Source organism: Limnohabitans sp. TEGF003 (genome assembly GCF_055395455.1).
Window position 1 is genome coordinate 2,895,901 of the sequence record NZ_AP029225.1, and the last position, 19,689, is coordinate 2,915,589.

A 19,689-nucleotide genomic window follows, 5' to 3' on the forward strand; every position below is an offset into this window, starting at 1 on the left:
GGCCCGGTCCAGCAGCAGCGATGCAAGCCAACCGGGCTTTTTGACGACCGCGCCGCCAAGCGTCTCAGCGCGTCGCCCCGGCCTGACGCTCGATGTCCATGTGCATGCGCTGCAGCAGCCCGGCCCACATGAGCACCTCGCCCACCACAAACATCGGCCCCACCAACAAGCCCACCAGGTCGTCCACAAAAGCCGGTTTGCGGCCCTCGAAATAGTGGCCGATGAACTGGATGACCCAGCCGATGGCAAACAGGCCCAAGCCCGCCTGCCAGACTGCCAGCCCCAGGGCTTGCGCCAGGGGCGGCACCTCATGGGCGACCGCGATCAGCACGCCGTTGACCACCGATGTGGCCACGCCCAGCAACAGATCGCCCCGGCTCAGGTACCACAGGCTGGTGAGGGCCCACATGGCCCAGGCCAGCGTCAGCGTCTGACCGGCCACCACCCAAGCCGGGCCCAGCAGCAAAACGCCGATCGACAGAAAAATCAAGGGAATGCCCACCAAATGGGTGGCGATGTTGCGGCGATCGCGGTGGTAGTGGGCGTACTGCACCATGAGGGCGGTTGCGGGGCGAAAAAGTGTCATCCAACTTCCTTGCTCTGGCGAACAAAACGCCAAATGTAATACTTGTCGTTACAGACATTTACCGGTTTCAGGCCGACAGACGGTCGGTGTCTGTGCTTTGGCGGGCCGATGCGACCTAGAATTTAACCATCACTTTCGAATTCATTTTTGCACCATGCCACGCGCCGAGCCCCTGATCACCCCTGAAGAGCTGCAATGCCTGCTCGGTGGTGCGCCTGCGCGCTCGGACGTGTCCGCCCCTAGCCTGCTGGCACAACTGCCTTCCCTGCATTTTGGCGCTGTACTCTGGCTGGTCAAGGGCATTTTCCTGTATGCCGTGCTCATGAGCCCCGAAGCCGCCAAGCTGGTGGACAGCAGCCGCTACCTGTGGATGCGCGGCAGCCTGGAGTTGCTTTGCCTGGGCGCTTTCTGGAGCGCGTCTTTGCACCCACACGGCCGCACGGTCGCCTGCGCCAGCATGCTCGTGGCCAGCACCACCTTGCTGCTCGACGCCATGACACTGCTGGCGTTCAGCGGCTGAAATCCCAATCCCCAAGCAAAAGGCGCTGCCCAGCAGCGCCTTTTTTGTGCCCGAAATGCTGGGGTTTCAGGCCATCAGCTTTTTCATGGCCTCTTCGTATTTGGCCGCTGTTTTCTCGATCACCTCACGCGGCAGGCGCGGTGCCGGTGGGGTCTTGTCCCAGGGCTTGCCGTTGATCTGTGCACTTTCCAGCCAGTCTCGCAAAAACTGCTTGTCGTAGCTGGGCGGGTTGGCACCCTCGGCATAACTGTCGGCGGGCCAGTAACGCGAGGAATCGGGCGTGAGCACCTCGTCCATCAGCACCAGGGTGCCGTCGGTGTCCAGGCCAAACTCGAACTTGGTGTCGGCAATGATGATGCCCTTGGCGGCGGCGATGTCTCGCGCGGCTTTGTAGAGCTGGATGCTGATGTCGCGGATGCGGGTGGCCAGGTCGGCCCCGATCATGGCCACGGTTTGCTCGAAAGTGATGTTCTCGTCGTGCTCGCCCACCGCCGCTTTGGCCGCGGGCGTGTAGATGGGCTCGGGCAGGCGGCTGGCGTTTTTCAGGCCTGCGGGCAGCTTCACGCCGCACACGGCCTGGTTGTCCTGGTATTCCTTCCAGCCGCTGCCCGCCAGATAACCGCGCACCACGGCCTCGACCGGAATGGGTTTGAGGCGCTTGACCAGCATGGAACGGCCTTTGACCTGCGGCACTTCTTCGGTGCTCACCACGCTCTCGGGGGCTTCGCCCGTCAGGTGGATCGGGCAGATGTTCAGGCCCTTGGGGCCCAATTTGTCAAACCAGAACAGCGCCATTTGCGTGAGCAACACCCCTTTGCCAGGAATCGGCTCGCCCATGATCACGTCAAACGCGCTGATGCGGTCAGACGCCACCATCAGGATGCGGTCGTCGCCCACCGCGTAGTTGTCACGCACCTTGCCACGCGCCAGCAGGGGCAAGGAAGTCAGGGCCGAAGTGTGGAGTGCAGAGGTCATGGCAAAACAGTCAGGCAACAGCAAAAAAGAAAAAGGCCCGTTGAACAGTCAACGGGCCATTCGGCGTGATTATCGCAGGCTGTGGGTGCGATCAGTGGACCACTTGCGCCAGCTCACCCCGGGCGTAGCGAGCGGCCACCACCTGCAGGCTGTCGCCCTTGATCTTGGGGGCCTGGCCTTCGCAGCCGAACTCCAGATAACGCTGCTTGCAGATTTGTTTGGCGGCTTCGCGGGCGGGCTTGAGCCATTCGCGGGCGTCGAATTTGTCGGGGTTCTCGAACAAGAACTTGCGGCAAGCGGCCGTCATCGCCAGGCGGATGTCGGTGTCGATGTTGATCTTGCGCACGCCGTGCTTGATGGCTTCCTGGATTTCCTCGACGGGCACGCCGTAGGTTTCCTTCATCTTGCCGCCGTACTGGTTGATCAGGGCCAACAGCTCTTGCGGCACGCTGGACGAGCCGTGCATCACCAGGTGGGTGTTGGGAATGCGCTGGTGGATTTCCTTGACGCGGCTGATGGCCAAAATGTCGCCCGTGGGCTTGCGGCTGAATTTGTACGCGCCGTGGCTGGTGCCAATCGCAATGGCCAACGCGTCCAGGCCTGTGGCTTTCACGAACTGGGCGGCTTCTTCGGGGTCGGTCAGCATCTGGCTGTGGTCCAGTTTGCCCTCGGCACCAATGCCGTCTTCTTCTCCGGCTTCGCCCGTTTCGAGGTTGCCCAGGCAACCCAATTCACCCTCGACCGACACGCCCAGCTGGTGGGCCATGTCCACCACGCGGCGGGTCACATCCACGTTGTAGGCAAAGTCGGCCGGGGTCTTGCCGTCTTCGAGCAAAGAGCCGTCCATCATCACCGACGAAAAACCGAGGTTGATCGCGCCTTGGCAAACCGCCGGGCTTTGGCCATGGTCCTGGTGCATGACCAGCGGAATGTGAGGCCACTGCTCGGTGGCCGCCTGGATCAGGTGCTTGATGAAGGGCTCACCCGCGTATTTGCGCGCACCTGCGCTGGCCTGCAGGATGACCGGAGCGCCAACTTCGTCAGCGGCCATCATGACGGCCTGGACCTGCTCCAGGTTGTTGACGTTGAAAGCTGGAATGCCGTAGCCGTTGACGGCCGCATGGTCCAGCAGCTCGCGCATTGAAACGAGTGCCATGTGAAATTCCCCAAAAGTTAAAAATGCATGCAGCCCGTGTCTGTACCCGGCCTGTAACTGTTCTGGATTTTAAAGGCCACTGGTGTTGGGTACAGATACTTTGTGGGAGCGCGCCCCTGCGCGCGAAAGGATTCGGCCGCAGAGGCGGCCTCCTGCAAGGCCAGGGTCAAGCCACTTTGCAAATCTTCAGCATATTGGTGCCGCCGGGCGAGCCCATGGGCTCGCCACAGGTGATGGCGTAGACATCGCCCGTGCCCACAATGTTGCGGCTTTTCAGATGTGCTTCCGCTTCGGCCAGGGCCGTGTCACGGTCGGCGCTGGTGTCCATCAAGAGGGGGCGCACGTTGCGGTACAGCGCCATCTTGCGCTGCGACGTGAGCTTGGTGGTCAGGGCATAGATGGGGATGTGCACCCGGTGACGGCTCATCCACAGGGCCGTGGAGCCCGATTCGGTCATGGCCACGATGGCTTTGGCACCCAGGTGGTGGGCCGTGAACAGCGCGCCCATGGCGATGGACTGGTCGATGCGGCTGAAGGTCTGGCCTTTGAAGTCGGCATCCAGTGCAGGGTCTTCGGCGTTTTCGGCGGCCTCACAGATCTTGGCCATCTCTTCCACCGTCTCAAGCGGGTATTTGCCTGCTGCGGTTTCGGCACTCAGCATGACGGCATCGGTGCCGTCCAGTACCGCGTTGGCCACGTCCGACACCTCGGCGCGGGTGGGCACCGGGTTGGTGATCATGCTTTCCATCATCTGGGTGGCGGTGATGACGACTTTGTCGTGCACCTTGGCCAGCTTGATCATGCGTTTTTGCAGAGCGGGCACCGCCGCGTTGCCCACCTCCACCGCCAGGTCACCCCGCGCGACCATGATGCCGTCGCTGGCGATCAGGATGCTTTCCAGGTGCGGGATGGCCTCGGCGCGTTCGATCTTGGCAATCAGCCCGGGCTTGTGGCCGTATTCGGCACCGGCCACATTGCACAGCTGGCGGGCCATTTCCATGTCGGTGGCGTTTTTCGGGAAGCTCACGGCCACGTAGTCGGCTTTCAGGCTCATGGCGGTTTTGATGTCGTCCATGTCCTTGGCCGTCAGGGCCGGGGCGGTGAGGCCACCGCCTTGTTTGTTGATGCCCTTGTTGTTGGACAGCTCACCGCCCAGCTTGACGGTGGTGTGAACCTGCTCGCCTTTGACGGCCACCACGTTCAAAACGATCAGGCCGTCGTTGAGCAACAGCACATCGCCCGCTTTCACGTCACGCGGCAGCTCTTTGTAATCGAGGCCCACGCCGTGGATGTCGCCCGGCTCGGTGCGCGAGGCGTCCAGCACAAAAGCCTGACCGGGCTCGAGCATGACTTTGCCCTCGGCGAACTTGCCCACGCGGATCTTGGGGCCCTGCAGGTCGGCCATGATGGCCACTTCGCGGCCTGCGCGTTGCGAGGCTTCGCGCACCAGTCGGGCGCGGTCCACATGGTCCTGCGCCTTGCCGTGGCTGAAATTGAGCCGGACCACGTTCACCCCGGCGCGGATCATGGCTTCGAGCAGGGCGGGATCGCTGGAAGCAGGGCCTAAGGTGGCAACAATCTTGGTGGCGCGACGGGGCATTCGGACATCTCCATGTAATTTGATTTCAATTCTCACACGAAACGGGTTACATCCCCGGTTCTTTCCGATGGGCCCCACAAGACAAGACGCGCGACCCGGGGCATCGGGTTCAGCCCAACAAGGCCGAAGGTATACACCGATTTCTCCCTGCGATGGCTCTGAATTGATCCTTGTCAGCCCATGGAAACGTTCAGGCGACTAAACTTCAGCCTGAGCGATTTAACTTGAAGCGTCATGACCGCATTACACACTCCGACCACGGCCCCCATCTCACCGGACCAGCCTCTGCCGCACCGCAAGACCCTGCGCGAGTGGCTGATCCCCCTGTCCGAACGCAGCACCCTGCGCGCCTTTGTGCTCCTGATCCTGGACTACGCCCTGTTCTTTGCCCTGATTGCCGGCACCATCGCCCTCGAATCCATTTGGCTCAAAGTGGTGTGTGCCCTGGCCGCCGGTTTCGTGATCGGCCGCCTGTTCATCATCGGCCATGACGCCTGCCACCAGAGCCTGACCCCCCACCGCGAACTCAACAAGGTGCTGGGCCGCATCGCGTTTTTACCCTCGCTGACCCCCTACAGCCTCTGGGACACCGGCCACAACGTGGTGCACCACGGCTACACCAACCTCAAAGGCGTGGACTTCGTCTGGACCCCGCTGACGGCGGCTGAATTTGAAGCCCTGAGCCCCATGCAAAAACTGCTGGAGCGTGCCTACCGCAGCGGCTGGGCGCCTGGCCTGTATTACATGATCGAGATCTGGTGGAAGCGCGAGTTCTTCCCCAACAAGACCCACATGCCCACCCGCCGCCCCATCTTCTTCAAGGACAGTCTGCTGGTGACCTTGTTTGGTGCGTTCTGGATCGCCACCATCGCCGCTGCGGCCGTCTACACCGGACAGTCGGTCTGGCTCTCGCTGTTGCTGGGTTTTGTGGTGCCCTTCTTCTTCTGGAACAGCATGATCGGCTTTGTGGTCTATGTGCACCACACCCATGTGAAAGTGTCCTGGCACGACAACAAGGCTGCCTGGACCAAGGCCGCGCCTTTCGTCTCGACCACCGTGCACCTGACCTTCCCCTTCAGGATCGGCGCACTGATGCACCACATCATGGAGCACACCGCCCACCACGTGGACATGAGCATCCCGCTCTACCGCCTGAAGCAAGCCCAGGCCAAGCTCGAAGAAATGCTGCCCGGCCGCATCATCGTCCAGCCCTTCTCCTGGAAGTGGTACTTTGAAACCGCCAAAAACTGCAAGCTGTACGACTTCAGCCGCGAATGCTGGACCGATTTCAAAGGCACGATGACCAGCCCGGTGCGCGGCAACCTGCCCCCTGCTGCGCAGGCCTGATCGGGCCTTGGCCCGAACCAACAAAAAACCCCGCATGGCGGGGTTTTTTGTTGTGGGAGATCAGCTGACCTCCATGTGGGAGGTCGCCCCTGCGGCCGAATGAATGCTGTGGCTCCGGCCAGCATTCGCGAGCAGGGGCTCGCGCCCACAAGGGGAAAAGCCGATCAGCCTGCGGCGCGTTTGGCCAGAATTTCGAAAGCAGGCAAGGTCTTGCCCTCCAGAATCTCCAGGAACGCGCCACCGCCTGTGGAGATGTAGCCCACCTGTTTTTCAATGCCGTATTTGGCAATCGCCGCCAGCGTGTCACCGCCGCCTGCGATGCTGAAGGCGCTGGACGCGGCAATCGCCTGGGCAATGACCTGGGTGCCATGGGCAAACTGATCAAACTCGAACACCCCCACCGGACCGTTCCAGACAATGGTGCCCGCCGCCTTGAGCTGCGCCGCCAGCTTGGCCGCCGTCTCGGGGCCAATGTCCAAAATCATGTCGTCGTCGGCCACATCGGTAGCTTTCTTCACGGTGGCCACCGCATCGGCGGCAAAGGTCTTGGCCACCACCACATCGGTCGGGATCGGCACTTCAGCGCCACGGGCCTTCATGGCCTCGATCACCGCTTTGGCTTCGCCCACCAGGTCCGCCTCGGCCAGACTCTTGCCGATCTTCAGGCCAGCCGCCAGCATGAAGGTGTTGGCGATGCCGCCACCCACGATCAGCTGGTCCACATTTTGGGACAGGCTTTTGAGGATGGTCAGTTTGGTGGACACCTTGGAGCCCGCCACGATGGCCGCCAGCGGTCGCTTCGGGTTGGCCAGAGCCTTGCCAATCGCGTCGATCTCGGCCGCCAGCAAGGGGCCTGCGCAAGCGATGGGCGCGAATTGGGCGATGCCGTAGGTCGTGCCCTCGGCACGGTGGGCGGTGCCAAAGGCGTCGTTCACATAGATGTCACAGAGCCGGGCCATCTTGCGGGCCAGCTCTTCGTTGTTCTTTTTCTCGCCTTTGTTGACGCGGCAGTTTTCGAGCAGCACGACCTGGCCGGGGGCCACGGTCACACCGTCCACCCAGTTGGCGACCAGAGGGACATCGCGACCCAGCAACTCGCCCAGGCGCTTGGCCACGGGTGCGAGCGAGTCTTCGGGCTTGAACTCGCCTTCAGTGGGGCGGCCAAGGTGGCTGGTCACCATCACAGCCGCTCCGGCGTCCAGCGCCATCTGGATGCAGGGCACGCTGGCGCGGATGCGGGTGTCTTCGGTGATGCTGCCGTCATCGGCTTGCGGCACGTTCAGGTCGGCGCGGATGAAAACACGTTGGCCGGCAGCCTTGCCGCTGGCGCACAGATCAGAAAAACGGATGACGTTCATGGAAAGACTTGTCCTGTATCGGGAAATTGGGCTTGATTTTAAAAGCACTGGCAAGGCACACATTCGCGAGCGGGGGCTCGCTCCCACCCAAACCAGGCGTGGCCATGACTTTGTGGGAGGCTGCCCCTGCGGCCGAATGCCTGCTGAGCCTTTGCACCCATTCGCGAGCGGGGGCTCGCTCCTGCGGGACAAGGTCCTGCTTACCAGCCCAAGCCGAGGTGCAAAGGCAGATACACCGCCATGCCCCCCAAAATGGTGATCAGCACATCGCGACGCCAAAAGTAAGCGGCGGCCCCCGCCACGGCGGCGTACAGGCGGGCGTCTTGCCAGGTGCTGACCAGCTCTCCCTGCACGGTGATGATTTCGGGAATGACCACCGCCGACAGGGCCGCGATCGGTGCGTATTGCAAGCCGCGCTGCGCCCAATGGGGCAAGTGCCAGGACTTGCTGGAGATGAAAAAGAAACTGCGCGTCAGCACTGTGACGAACGCCAAGCCGACGATCACAGCCAAAGACCACAGATCGGTAGCGTTCATGCGGCCACCTTGGGTGCGGGTCGGAATTTTTCGACCGTGAGGCACAGAATCACCGCCACGGCAATCGCGACCACGATGTTGAGTTTGAGCGGCAAGTGATAAGCCACCACAGCGGCCACGCCTGCGACAGCGGCCGACAGCATGCGCATGCGCGAACTGGCCAGCGAGCACTGGATGCCCAGCAGGCACAAAATGCCCGCAAAGCCCAAGCCCCATTCGGGCGGGATCAGGTTGGCCAGGCCCACGCCCAGCAAACTGGCCACGATCCAGCTGGTCCAGTTGAGGAAATAATTGCCCGCCAGATAGGCCTCTTGCCCCGTGCGCTCGTCGTCGGTGTTGGCAGGGTGCGGGTAATGCCGGGTGAACAGCACATAGGTGATGTCGGCGGTGAAATAGCCGTGGCACATGCGCTGCCAGCGCGGCAGGTGCATCAGATACGGGCGCAGGTGCAGGCTGAACACCACAAAGCGCAAGTTCACACAAAAGCCGGTCGCCAAAATCACCCAGGCCGGGGCCCCGGCCACCAACAACGGAATCGCTGCCAGCTGCGAGCTGCCTGCGAACACCAGCATCGTCATGGCCACGGCCTCGAACACGCTCATGCCCGACTTGACCATGGCCACCCCGGTCATCAAGCCCCAAGCGGCGATGCCGGGCGCTTGCGGCGCCAGGTCACGCAGGCCTTGCCAGTACTCGGTGCGGCGGTAAAGCGTGGGCTGGAAAAACATCAGGCCACCAATCGCTGACCCGGCTGCAAGGGGCAACCGCGCAAAAAGTCGGCCGCGCTCAGGCGTTTGCCGCCAGGGCGCTGCAGTTGCGTCAGGCACAGCTGGCCTTCGCCGCAGGCCACACGCACGCCCGACGCATCGGCGCTGAGCACGGTGCCCGGCTGGGCCGTCTTTGGGGCCGCCTCGGCCACGGCTTGCCAGATTTTCAAGGTTTCCACACCGGAGGCGGTCGCCAGCGGCACGGTCATGCCCGGAAACGGGTCAAAGGCCCGGATGCGCCGCGCCAGCACTTCGGCGCTCAAAGCCCAGTCGAGCGCGGCTTCGGCTTTGTCGATCTTGTGCGCGTAGTTCACACCTTCCAGGGGCTGCGGCTGACGGGGCAAGCTGTCCAAACTGGCCAGCGCCTGCACGATGGCCTGTCCGCCCAAAGTGGCCAGGCGGTCGTGCAGCACGGCAGTGGTGTCGGTGGGCGCTATGGCGCAAGGCAAGACCAGCAGCATGTCGCCCGTGTCCAGGCCCGCATCCATCTGCATGATGGTGATGCCGGTTTGCGCGTCGCCCGCCTCGATGGCGCGGTGGATCGGGGCCGCACCCCGCCAGCGCGGCAACAAGGAGGCATGGATGTTCAGGCAACCCTTGGGGGGCAAATCCAGCACCCATTGGGGCAGGATCAGGCCGTAAGCCGCCACGATCATGGCGTCGGCCTTGGCGTCCAGCAGGGTCTGGCGGGCTGCGGCGGCGTCTTCGGGGTATTTGCCGTCCAGGCGCAGGCTGCGCGGCTGGGCGACGGGCACATGGTGGTCCAAAGCCCATTGCTTGACGGGCGAAGGCTGCAGTTTCATGCCGCGCCCGGCCGGGCGGTCGGGCTGGGTCAACACCAGCACGATCTCATGGCCTGCCGCGTGCAGGGCGGCCAGGGCCACCTGGGCAAATTCGGGCGTGCCCGCAAAAATCAAACGCATGAACGGTTCTTCAAAGAGATCAGCGCCCGGCTTTTTGGGCTTTGACCATCTTGGTCTTGATGCGGCCTTGCTTGAGCGGCGAGAGGTATTCCACAAACACCTTGCCCATGAGGTGGTCGAGTTCGTGCTGGATGCAAATGGCCAGCATGCCCTCGGCCTCGATGGTGCGGCTTTGGCCATCGCGGTCCAAGGCCGTCACTTTGACTTTCGTGGCGCGCTCCACGCCGTCGTAGATACCGGGCACCGACAGGCACCCCTCTTCGCCCTTGACGCGCTCGTCGTTCATCCAAGTGATCTCGGGGTTGATCAGCACCATGGGCTGGTTGCGCTCTTCAGACGTGTCGATCACCACCAGACGCTCGTGCACATCGATCTGTGTGGCCGCCAGGCCAATGCCGCCCGCTTCGTACATGGTCTCCAGCATGTCGTCGATCAGGGCGTGCACGCGGGCGTCCACCGCCTGCACGGGCTTGGCCACCTTGTGCAGGCGGGGGTCGGGGTAGCAAAGGATGGGGAGCAGGGCCATGGCATCAACACGGAAAGGAAATCAGGGGTCTATTGTCCCCAATTTCCGAAGCGCCTGCCGGGGGCAGGGCGCATCTTGGGGGGACGGGCGTCTTCAGCGGCCCAGTGAACACGCAGCAAACAGGTCCAACTCGGGTTTGGCCAAACGGGTGCTGACCTGGCTCAGACTCAACATCGAGTGGAACAGGTGGTCGTGCGACAAGGCCTTGGCGCTCTGCGCTTGCAGGCAATCCATGCGCCAATTGCGCTCACGCTGCAGCGGTTTGGACAGCCACACCAGCATCGGCACATGGATCTGTTCTTTGGGTGCCAGGCTGTAAGGCATGCCATGCAGGTACAGGCCTTTTTCGCCCAAGGACTCGCCGTGGTCCGACACATAGATCAGCGCAGTGGGGCGCGACTGGGCCTGCAGCCACTTCACCGTTTTGGCAATGAAATGGTCGGTGTAAAGAATGGAGTTGTCGTAGGCGTTGACGATGTGCTCAGGCGGGCAGTTTTGCAGCGCATGGCTGTTGCACTCGGGCTGGAAGGACTTCATCGCTGCGGGCGAACGCTTGTAATAAGCCGGCCCGTGGCTGCCCATCTGGTGCATCACCACCACGGTGCCTTTGGCCCGTTTGACCGGGTCCAAGGCCGCCAGCTGCTGGGGCAGTTCGTGCAGCATCACCTCGTCCAGACACTCACCGTCTTTGCAAAACTCGGGCACTTTCAGTGCCGTGGTCGCCACATTCGGCACCCGGTCGCACACGCCTTTGCAGCCCGACTGGTTGTCCAGCCACAACACCGCCAAACCGGCACGCTGCAGCACATCCAGCACGCTCTCATAACGGGCTTGGGTGTCTTCGTAGGCCGCTTTGCCCAGATGGGAAAACATGCACGGCACCGACGCCTGGGTGCTGGTGCCACAGGATTTCACGTCCGAAAAATAGACCAAGTCGCCTTGCGCCTGAATTTGGCGCAACTGCGGGGTGGTGTCGCGGGCATAACCGCCCAAACCAAAATTGGCGGCCCGGGCCGTCTCGCCCAAAATCACCACCACCAGCGGTGCCGAGGCCTCGCTGGCCGGGGCCACGCGCAAGCTCGCGTCTTCGCCGATGACCTGCAGCGGCTGCGCCGCCACGGTCGCCTGCCCGACGGCCAGGCGGGTCATGCCGTAAACACTGTTGAACGGGTTGATCATGTAGCGCAACTGCTTGTGGTTGCGCGTGAGCGAAGCGATGTCCTGAAACGACATCCAGAAGAGCCCCAGCGCCACCAAAAAAGCCAGCAAGGCCACGCCCAGCTGACGCAGCAGCAGCTGCTTGGCCGACACCGCGCGAACAGGCTGACGCCAGAGCCACACCCCCGGCAGCACCACGCCGATGAGGACCGCCGCGAGCATGGGCCAGGACAGCAGATCGCGCACCTCACGCACATCGGTCTGCGCCACGTTGGCCAACATGCTCGAATCGATGACCACGCCATAGGTCAACATGAAGTAACTGCTGGACGTGACCGTCAGCAGCAGGGCCAGGCCCGCAGGCTTGAGCCAGCGAGGCCAAACCCACAGGCACAAAAACCAGACCAGCAACGCCAACAAAATCAGCCACAGGCTGCCCATGGTGGCCAGCGCACCCCAGCCATGGGTTTCCGGCAATTTCCAGATGGCCATCCAGAACGGCAAATTGCCGATGGTCGCCAGCCAGAGGGCCAAAACCGCCAGCAAACGGGTGGGGTGCCAGGCGGTGCGCTCAGGGGATATCTTCATGAAATAAGGTGCTCAATGTGACGTCAGTGGCCGCCATTCTAGAGTTCCCCCCTGAGCCTCGGCTGAAGGCGCACGCAATGCCCTGACGCCAGTCCGACTCCTCACTTCAGCCTGCTTTCAGCCGCATCGTGTTTAATTCAGGCCTTCTGCAAGACACCACAACACTGCCGCATGTCCATGACACCTCCCACGCCCGCCATGCGTGCACGCACCCCCTTACGCCAGTTGTGGCTCTTGACTGCACTGAGCCTGCTTTGCTTGCTCGCCTGGGACTTTTCGGGGCTGGACATGCGCGTGATGCAAACCATCGCCGATCACCGGGGATTTGGTCTGCGCAGCAACTGGTGGATGGAAAAGGTCTTGCACGACTGGGCCCGCCAGCTTGCGGTGCTGATTTACCTGGGCATGCTGGCCATGATCTGGCTACCATTTGGCCGCTTCCGGGCGTTGCGCCGAATGCAGCGGGTGGAAATTTTTGTTGGCATCACGCTGGGCCTGTTGCTCATCAACGTGATCAAGCGCTACAGCCTGACCAGCTGCCCTTGGGATTTAGCCGACTTTGGCGGTGTGGCACGCTACGTCTCGCACTGGCAATGGGGACTGGGCGATGGGGGGGCTGGCCAATGCTTCCCAGGCGGGCACGCCTCTGCGGCCATGGCGTTTTTGGCCTTGTGCCTGCCTTGGCTGTCTTCTGGCTTGTCAGATCAACGACGCCAAGGCTTGCGCTTGCTGATCGGCATTTTCGCGCTGGGTGTGGTGCTGGGTGGCGTGCAAACCTTACGGGGCGCCCACTACCCCAGCCACACCTTGTGGACCGGCCTGCTGTGCTGGGGCATCGCCTTGGCCAACCACATGGCGTTCAGCTGGCTGGCCCGCAAAAGAGCCGCCCAAGGGCGCTGACGAGGATTCGCATCATTTGCTGATGCGAGTGGTTTGAACCACAATGCCTCCACAGACAGCCTGCAGGCTGCTCAGGGAGACAAAATGGTGAACACCCGCGAAGAGTTGGCCGGCTGGCTGCGTCTGGCGCTCACACCCGGCGTTGGGTCCGATGCCGCCAGGCGACTGCTGGCCGCTTTGGGGCCGCCAGATGCCATTTTTGAACAAGGCGAATCGGCTTTTCGCCAAGTCGTATCCGCCCTGCAAGCCAAGGCCTTGTGCGACGCGCCGCCGGGTTGGCACGAACTGACCGATGCAACCTGGCAGTGGCTACACGACTCGCCAGACCCCGCAGTCTCGCGGGCCATCGTCACCCTGGGCGATACCGACTACCCCGTCACCTTGCTCGACATCCCCGACCCGCCCCTGATGCTGTATGCCCTGGGCCAGACCGCACAACTGCAGAGACTGCAGGCCGAACAAGCGCTGGCCATGGTGGGCAGCCGCAACCCCACACCCCAAGGTGCGGCCAACGCCCGCGATTTTTCGCGGAGCCTGGCCGCCAGTGGCCTGGCCATCGTGTCAGGACTGGCGCTGGGCGTGGACGGTGCGGCCCACGAAGGCGCCTTGCTCGGCGCCGCATCAGACAAGCTGGCCACCATCGCCATCGTGGGCACGGGCCTGGACCGGGTCTACCCGCGCCAGCACCGCGAGCTGGCGCACCAGATCGCCCTGCGCGGCCTGATCCTCAGCGAATACCCGCTGGGCACGCCACCGCTGGCACCCAACTTTCCGCGCCGCAACCGGCTGATCTCGGGCTTGTCGCAAGCCACGCTGGTGGTCGAAGCCGCCTTGCAATCGGGCTCACTCATCACCGCCAAACAAGCGCTGGAGCAAGGCCGTGACGTGATGGCCATCCCCGGCTCGATCCACTCGGCCCAATCCAAGGGCTGCCATTTGCTGATCAAACAAGGGGCCAAACTGGTGGAGTCCGCCCAAGACGTGCTGGAAGAACTGCGCCTGCCCGATCCGTTTGCGCAACGTTCACTCGCGCTGGAGGATTCACCCAGCCACGATGACGCGGTCAGCAACGAACCACCCGAGGATGCCTTGCTGCACGCCATGGGCCACGACCCAGTGAGCCTGGACGCGCTGCAAGCGCGCTGCGGCTGGAGCACCGCACAACTCCAGGCGCAACTGCTGGAACTGGAGCTGATGGGGCAGGTCGGACGCTTGCCGGGGGGCTTGTTTCAGCGGATTGGGACAGGGTGAGCGGTGCGTGACCCAGCACTTCATGCGGGGCCATGCCTTGTGCCTCCGTCTGCGATGGATACCCGCATTCGCGGGTATGACAGACAAACGGGCGAGGTTGATAGTCCACTTTTGTCACCCCCGACTTGATCGGGGGTCCATGTCTCGCGCCTCCGGCTGCCATGGATACCCGCCTGCGCGGGTATGACAGACCAGCGGGCTAGGCTGACAACCCACTTTTGTCACCCCCGACTTGATCGGGGGTCCATGTCTCGCGCCTCCGGCGGCCATGGATACCCGCCTGAGCGGGCATGACGGACAGCAGCGCGAGGATGAAAAATCCTGCCCGGCCTGACAGGCTCAGACCACCGCGCCAGAGTTCTCGTCGCTGGGGTCGTTGTCTTTCTTGATCGGCTTGATCAGGTCTTCGCGCTGGATGCCCAGCCACATCGCGATGGCGGCGGCCACGAACACCGACGAGTAAATGCCAAAGCAGATGCCAATCGTCAGCGCCATGGCGAAGTAGTGCAAGGTCTCGCCACCAAAAAGCAACATGGACAGCACCATGATCTGGGTCGAGCCGTGGGTGATGATGGTGCGGCTGATGGTGGAGGTGATCGCGTTGTCGATGATCTCCACCGTGTTCATCTTGCGGTAGCGGCGGAAGTTCTCGCGAATCCGGTCAAAAATCACCACCGATTCGTTCACCGAGTAACCCAGCACCGCCAGCACAGCTGCCAACACCGCCAAGGAAAACTCCCACTGGAAGAAGGCGAAAAAGCCCAGGATGATGATCACGTCGTGCAAGTTGGCGATGATGGCCGACACGGCGAACTTCCACTCAAAGCGGATCGCCAGATAAATCATGATGCCAATCACCACAAAGGCCAAAGCTTTGAGGCCGTCTTCGGCCAGCTCGTCGCCCACTTGCGGGCCCACAAACTCGGTGCGGCGCAAGGTCACATCAGGGTCATTGGCTTTGAGGGCCGTCAACACTTTTTCGCTTTGCTGGGCCGAGCTCACGCCTTTTTGCGCGGGCAGGCGGATCATCACATCACGTGCCGAACCGAAGTTCTGCACCTGCACCTCGGCAAAACCGAGGGTGGCCACCGTGCCGCGCACTTTTTGCAGGTCAGCGGGCTGGCTGTAGCTCACTTCCATCAAGGTGCCGCCCGTGAACTCCACCGACAGGTGCAGGCCACGGCTGAACAGGAAGAAGACCGCCAAGGCAAACGTCACGAAGGAAATCGCGTTGAAAACCAACGCGTGCTTCATGAACGGAATGTCTTTTCTGATTTTGAACAATTCCATGGTCTTATCCCCTTAGTCGGCTTTCACCGCAGAGCCGCCTTCAGGCCGCCACACCGTACCGATCGACACCGATTTGAGCTTCTTTTTGCCACCGTACCAGAGGTTGACCAGGCCACGCGAGAAGAACACCGCCGAGAACATGCTCGTCAAGATGCCGATGCAGTGCACCACCGCAAAACCACGCACCGGGCCGGAACCGAAGGCCAGCAGGGCCACGCCCGCGATCAAGGTGGTGATGTTGGAGTCAAAAATCGTGGCCCAGGCGCGGTCATAGCCCGCGTGAATGGCCGCTTGCGGGCTGACGCCGTTGCGCAGCTCTTCACGCACCCGCTCGTTGATCAGCACGTTCGAGTCAATCGCCATACCCAGCGCCAGCGCCATCGCGGCCATGCCGGGCAGGGTCAAGGTCGCCTGCAACATCGACAGGATGGCCACCAGGAACAGCAGGTTCACGCCCAGCGCGATGCCCGAGAACAAACCGAACATGGCGTAGTAAACCACCATGAAGGCCACGATCACCAGGAAACCCCAGGTCACGCTGTTGAAGCCCTTGGCGATGTTCTCGGCACCCAGGCTCGGGCCGATGGTGCGCTCTTCAATGATCTCCATCGGCGCGGCCAGCGAGCCCGCACGCAGCAGCAGCGCGGTGTCGTTGGCCTCTGCGGTGGTCATGCGACCGGAAATCTGCACCCGCCCGCCGCCGATTTCGGCGCGGATCACAGGCGCAGTCACCACTTCGCCCTTGCCCTTTTCGAACAAGATGATGGCCATGCGCTTGCCCACGTTGTCGCGCGTCACGTCCTTGAAGATGCGGGCGCCCTTGGCGTCCAGCGTCAGGTTGACCACGGGTTCCTGCGTCTGACCGTCAAAGCCCGGCTGGGCGTCGGTCAGGTTGTCGCCCGTGAGCACCACTTGCTTCTTGACGATCAAGGGGCGGCCATCGCGCTCCAGATAACGCTCAGCACCAAACGGGACAATGCCACCCGCTTGCTCGGCGGCTCGCGCTTCGGTGCTCTCGTCGACCATGCGCACTTCCAGCGTAGCGGTGCGGCCCAGAATATCCTTGGCCTTGGCTGTGTCCTGCACGCCGGGCAACTGCACCACGATGCGGTCCAGACCCTGCTGCTGGATCACCGGCTCGGCCACGCCCAGCTCATTGATCCGGTTGTGCAGCGTGGTGATGTTTTGTTTCAGAGCCTGCTCTTGCACTTTGCGGGCGGCTTCGGGCTTGATGCTGGCGGTCAGGCGGAACTCGCTGCCATCAGCCGCTTCCTGGTTTTGCAAATCGGCAAACTGCTCAGACAAGACACGCTTGGCCGCTTGCAGTTGCTGCGCATCGCGCAGGCGGATTTCAATGATCTGGCCATTGCGGCTGATGCCGCCATGGCGCACGTCTTTCTCGCGCAGCAAGCTGCGCAGGTCGCCCGTGATGGACTCGACTTTTTGCGTCAACGCCGCCTGCATGTCCACTTGCAGCATGAAGTGCACGCCGCCGCGCAGGTCCAGACCCAAGTACATGGGCGAGGCGTGCAGGGCAGTCAGCCAAGCCGGGGAGCGGGAAACCAGATTCAGCGCGACCACAAATTGCGGGTCAGCCGCGTCGACAATCAGCGATTTTTGAATGGCGTCCTTGGCCTTCAGCTGCTCGTCAGTGCTCTGGAAACGGGCTCGGATCGAGGTCCCGTCCAAGGCCACGGTTTGGGGCGTGATGGCTGCGGCCTTGAGCGCGTCTTCAACCTTTTGCAGCGTCGAAGTGTCCACCTTGATGGTGGCCTTGGCCGAAGACACCTGCACAGCAGGGGCCTCGCCATAAAAGTTGGGCAGGGTGTAGACCACGCCCAGCAACATGGCGATCACGATGATCGCGTATTTCCAGACCGGGTAACGGTTCATAGTGACTCGCGTGCAGGATGAAAAACCGGGGCCGACCAAGGCCGCGCCCCATGGAGAAAACGCGTGTGAATTACTTCAGGGTGCCTTTGGGCAGCACCTGGACCACGGCGCTGCGCTGCAACTGGACTTCCACACCTGTGGCCAGCTCCACGCCAATGTAGGCGTCACCGATCTTGCTGACCTTGCCCAACAAACCACCTGCCGTGACCACTTCGTCGCCTTTGGCCAACGCGTCGATCATGGCGCGGTGCTCTTTCTGCTTTTTCATCTGGGGACGGATCATGACGAAATACAGGACCGCGAACATCAGCAGCAAAGGCAGCATGCTCATCAAGGTGGACTGCATGTCGCCCCCTGCGGCAGCGGCTGGAGCAGTTTGGGCAAAAGCGGAAGAAATGAACATGGAAACTCCAAAAAAGCAAATTCGGGTTTTATCGGGGCCGATCGGGCGGCCCGCGAACGAAGCCGCCATTGTATGCGGCGCTATGATGCCCACTGAAAGCCTTTTTCCCCCACGGTCAGTGCCCCAAACCCGTGCTGCTGCACCGTGCAAACCCTGAGCCGAAAGGCCCGAAACAGCCCCGAGGAGCGACCATGCACCCTGCCAGCGGACATGACCACCACCACGATCATGAACACAGCACCCTGGGCGAAATGGATGTGCGCGTGCGTGCCCTGGAAACCCTGCTGACGCAAAAAGGCTACCTCGACCCCGCCGCCGTCGACCGCATCATCGAAACCTACGAGGTGCATGTGGGCCCGCACAACGGCGCCAAAGTGGTGGCCCGCGCCTGGGCCGACCCGGCTTTTCGGGACTGGCTGCTGCAAGACGCCACCGCCGCCATCGCCTCGATGGACTACACCGGCCGCCAGGGCGAGCACATGGTGGCCGTGCCCAACACCCCCGACACCCACAACATGGTGGTCTGCACCCTGTGCAGCTGCTACCCCTGGCCCGTGCTGGGCCTGCCCCCGGTCTGGTACAAAAGCGCGGCTTACCGCTCGCGCGCCGTGATCGAGCCGAGGGCCGTGCTGGCCGACTTCGGGCTCTCGCTGCCCCAGAACAAAAACATCCGCGTCTGGGACTCCACCGCCGAAGTGCGCTACCTGGTGCTGCCCGAGCGCCCCGCAGGCACCGAGGGCTGGAGCCAGGCGCAACTGGCGCAACTGGTCACCCGCGATTCGATGATCGGCACCGGACTGCCCCTGAACCCTGAGTCGACACCCAAGGAGGCCGCATGAACGGCGTGCACGACATGGGTGGCCAACAAGGCTACGGCCCGGTTCGCATCGAAGCCAACGAGCCGCTGTTTCATGGCGAATGGGAGCGCCGCGCATTGGGCGTGACGGTGGCCATGGGGGCCAGCGGCCTGTGGAACATCGACCTGGCCCGCTCGGCCCGCGAATCCCTGCCCCCGCTCGACTACGTGCAAGGCCCTTACTACGCCATCTGGACCAAGGCCCTGCAAAACATGCTGATCGAGCGCGGCCTGATCACCGCCGAAGAACTGGCCCAAGGCCAGCCCCTCACGCCCCCCGTGCCGGGCGTGCGGGTGCTCAAAGCCGCAGACGTGGACGCGGCGCTGGCCAAAGGCAGCCCGGCCGACCGGCCCAGCACGCAAGCGCCGCGCTTTGCGGTGGGCCAGCGCGTGCGCGCTCTCAACCTCCACCCCCAAGGCCACACCCGGCTGCCCCGCTACGTGCGCGGCCATGTGGGCACCGTGGTGCTGCACCACGGCAGCCATGTCTTGCCCGACCGGCATGTGAGCCGGATGCTGCCGCCCTTTGACGGCACGGCCGAGCACCTTTACACCGTGGTCTTTGACGGCACCGAGCTGTGGGGTCCGCAAGCCGAGGCAGGGCACCAGGTGAGCGTGGACGCCTGGGAGTCTTATCTGGAAGCGGTGTCCGAATGACCACCTTGAACGATCTGGCCCAAGCCTGCGGCGACGGCTTTCCCATGCCCCCCACGGCCAACAACGGCGCGGTGTTTGAAGCACCCTGGCAGGCCCACGCTTTTGCCATGACCTTGCAGCTGCACGAAAAAGGCGTCTTCACCTGGCCGCAGTGGGCCGATGCCCTGACGCGCGAAATCCGCGCAGGCCAAATGCGCGGCGAAGCCGACGACGGCAGCCTTTATTACACCCACTGGCTCAATGCGCTGGAGCAGCTGGTGATCGAGCGCCAACTGGGCACGCCCGATGAAATCCATGAACTGGAACACGCGTGGGAGGCGGCCGCCGAGCGCACCCCGCACGGCCAGCCCATCGTGCTGAACGCCGAAGAAAGAGGCTCCGTTTGAACCTGCGTTTGTG

Annotated in this window: 20 protein-coding genes; 7 read left to right on the forward strand and 13 right to left on the reverse strand. The window is 62.8% G+C overall.

Annotated elements, in window-relative coordinates:
- Positions 1-64 precede the first annotated feature (64 nt).
- On the reverse strand, positions 65-586 hold the full coding sequence (locus ACZ5RT_RS13660; protein ID WP_291927130.1) for an Mpo1 family 2-hydroxy fatty acid dioxygenase: 522 nt from the start codon (positions 584-586) through the stop codon (positions 65-67).
- Between the two features lie 154 nt (positions 587-740).
- On the opposite strand from ACZ5RT_RS13660, the gene ACZ5RT_RS13665 reads away from it, so the two are divergent.
- Positions 741-1,106: a hypothetical protein gene (locus tag ACZ5RT_RS13665; RefSeq protein WP_464452841.1), complete on the forward strand. Its 366-nt coding sequence runs from the start codon at positions 741-743 to the stop codon at positions 1,104-1,106.
- A 66-nt stretch (positions 1,107-1,172) separates the two neighbouring features.
- Here ACZ5RT_RS13665 and ACZ5RT_RS13670 read toward each other — a convergent pair whose 3' ends face one another.
- The 3 genes from ACZ5RT_RS13670 to pyk form a co-directional block, all read right to left on the reverse strand.
- On the reverse strand, positions 1,173-2,081 hold the full coding sequence (locus tag ACZ5RT_RS13670; protein WP_464452842.1) for a phosphoribosylaminoimidazolesuccinocarboxamide synthase: 909 nt from the start codon (positions 2,079-2,081) through the stop codon (positions 1,173-1,175).
- Positions 2,082-2,172: 91 nt separating this feature from the next.
- Entirely contained in the window at positions 2,173-3,237 is a 1,065-nt protein-coding gene (gene fba / locus ACZ5RT_RS13675) for a class II fructose-bisphosphate aldolase (RefSeq protein WP_108427256.1), read from the reverse strand.
- A 166-nt stretch (positions 3,238-3,403) separates the two neighbouring features.
- Positions 3,404-4,837 carry a pyruvate kinase gene (gene pyk / locus ACZ5RT_RS13680; RefSeq protein WP_464452843.1) on the reverse strand — a complete coding sequence of 478 codons (1,434 nt, stop codon included), beginning with the start codon at positions 4,835-4,837 and terminating at the stop codon, positions 3,404-3,406.
- A gap of 234 nt (positions 4,838-5,071) precedes the next feature.
- Here pyk and ACZ5RT_RS13685 point away from each other — a divergent pair, with 234 nt between their 5' ends.
- Positions 5,072-6,184, forward strand: a complete 1,113-nt coding sequence (locus tag ACZ5RT_RS13685; protein ID WP_464452844.1) for a fatty acid desaturase — start codon at positions 5,072-5,074, stop codon at positions 6,182-6,184.
- 164 nt (positions 6,185-6,348) lie between these two features.
- Here ACZ5RT_RS13685 and ACZ5RT_RS13690 read toward each other — a convergent pair whose 3' ends face one another.
- From ACZ5RT_RS13690 to ACZ5RT_RS13715, 6 genes are all read right to left on the reverse strand, one after another.
- Positions 6,349-7,542 carry a phosphoglycerate kinase gene (locus ACZ5RT_RS13690; protein ID WP_464452845.1) on the reverse strand — a complete coding sequence of 398 codons (1,194 nt, stop codon included), beginning with the start codon at positions 7,540-7,542 and terminating at the stop codon, positions 6,349-6,351.
- A 200-nt stretch (positions 7,543-7,742) separates the two neighbouring features.
- Entirely contained in the window at positions 7,743-8,078 is a 336-nt protein-coding gene (locus tag ACZ5RT_RS13695) for an AzlD domain-containing protein (protein WP_108427252.1), read from the reverse strand.
- Entirely contained in the window at positions 8,075-8,806 is a 732-nt protein-coding gene (locus ACZ5RT_RS13700) for an AzlC family ABC transporter permease (protein WP_291927109.1), read from the reverse strand. The genes ACZ5RT_RS13695 and ACZ5RT_RS13700 overlap by 4 nt, the downstream gene beginning before the upstream one ends.
- The gene (gene fmt, locus ACZ5RT_RS13705) at positions 8,806-9,768 is read right to left on the reverse strand and encodes a methionyl-tRNA formyltransferase (protein ID WP_464452846.1); all 963 of its coding nucleotides are present in this window, start codon (positions 9,766-9,768) and stop codon (positions 8,806-8,808) included. The genes ACZ5RT_RS13700 and fmt overlap by 1 nt, the downstream gene beginning before the upstream one ends.
- A gap of 19 nt (positions 9,769-9,787) precedes the next feature.
- Complete coding sequence (gene def / locus ACZ5RT_RS13710; protein WP_108427249.1) at positions 9,788-10,294, reverse strand: peptide deformylase; 507 nt, start codon at positions 10,292-10,294, stop codon at positions 9,788-9,790.
- Positions 10,295-10,387: 93 nt separating this feature from the next.
- Positions 10,388-12,040 (reverse strand): phosphoethanolamine transferase, encoded by a 1,653-nt coding sequence (locus tag ACZ5RT_RS13715; protein ID WP_464452847.1) that lies wholly within the window; start codon positions 12,038-12,040, stop codon positions 10,388-10,390.
- 171 nt (positions 12,041-12,211) lie between these two features.
- Here ACZ5RT_RS13715 and ACZ5RT_RS13720 point away from each other — a divergent pair, with 171 nt between their 5' ends.
- Positions 12,212-12,940: a phosphatase PAP2 family protein gene (locus tag ACZ5RT_RS13720; RefSeq protein WP_464452848.1), complete on the forward strand. Its 729-nt coding sequence runs from the start codon at positions 12,212-12,214 to the stop codon at positions 12,938-12,940.
- Between the two features lie 84 nt (positions 12,941-13,024).
- Complete coding sequence (gene dprA, locus ACZ5RT_RS13725) at positions 13,025-14,191, forward strand: DNA-processing protein DprA (protein ID WP_464452849.1); 1,167 nt, start codon at positions 13,025-13,027, stop codon at positions 14,189-14,191.
- A 339-nt stretch (positions 14,192-14,530) separates the two neighbouring features.
- Here dprA and secF read toward each other — a convergent pair whose 3' ends face one another.
- The 3 genes from secF to yajC all read right to left on the reverse strand — a co-directional run bounded on the left by secF (position 14,531) and on the right by yajC (position 17,777).
- Complete coding sequence (gene secF, locus ACZ5RT_RS13730; protein WP_464452850.1) at positions 14,531-15,481, reverse strand: protein translocase subunit SecF; 951 nt, start codon at positions 15,479-15,481, stop codon at positions 14,531-14,533.
- Between the two features lie 12 nt (positions 15,482-15,493).
- On the reverse strand, positions 15,494-17,374 hold the full coding sequence (gene secD, locus ACZ5RT_RS13735) for a protein translocase subunit SecD (protein ID WP_464452851.1): 1,881 nt from the start codon (positions 17,372-17,374) through the stop codon (positions 15,494-15,496).
- Positions 17,375-17,444: 70 nt separating this feature from the next.
- Complete coding sequence (gene yajC, locus ACZ5RT_RS13740) at positions 17,445-17,777, reverse strand: preprotein translocase subunit YajC (protein WP_108331682.1); 333 nt, start codon at positions 17,775-17,777, stop codon at positions 17,445-17,447.
- 191 nt (positions 17,778-17,968) lie between these two features.
- Between yajC and nthA the strand changes: the two genes are divergently transcribed.
- Genes nthA through ACZ5RT_RS13755 form a run of 3 tightly spaced genes read left to right on the forward strand, consistent with a single transcriptional unit; the run spans position 17,969 to position 19,676 of the window.
- The gene (gene nthA / locus ACZ5RT_RS13745) at positions 17,969-18,616 is read left to right on the forward strand and encodes a nitrile hydratase subunit alpha (protein WP_464452852.1); all 648 of its coding nucleotides are present in this window, start codon (positions 17,969-17,971) and stop codon (positions 18,614-18,616) included.
- Positions 18,613-19,290, forward strand: a complete 678-nt coding sequence (gene nthB, locus ACZ5RT_RS13750; RefSeq protein ID WP_464452853.1) for a nitrile hydratase subunit beta — start codon at positions 18,613-18,615, stop codon at positions 19,288-19,290. Before nthA ends, nthB begins: the two co-directional genes overlap by 4 nt.
- Positions 19,287-19,676 (forward strand): nitrile hydratase accessory protein, encoded by a 390-nt coding sequence (locus tag ACZ5RT_RS13755; protein WP_464452854.1) that lies wholly within the window; start codon positions 19,287-19,289, stop codon positions 19,674-19,676. Before nthB ends, ACZ5RT_RS13755 begins: the two co-directional genes overlap by 4 nt.
- The last annotated feature ends 13 nt before the right edge of the window (positions 19,677-19,689 follow it).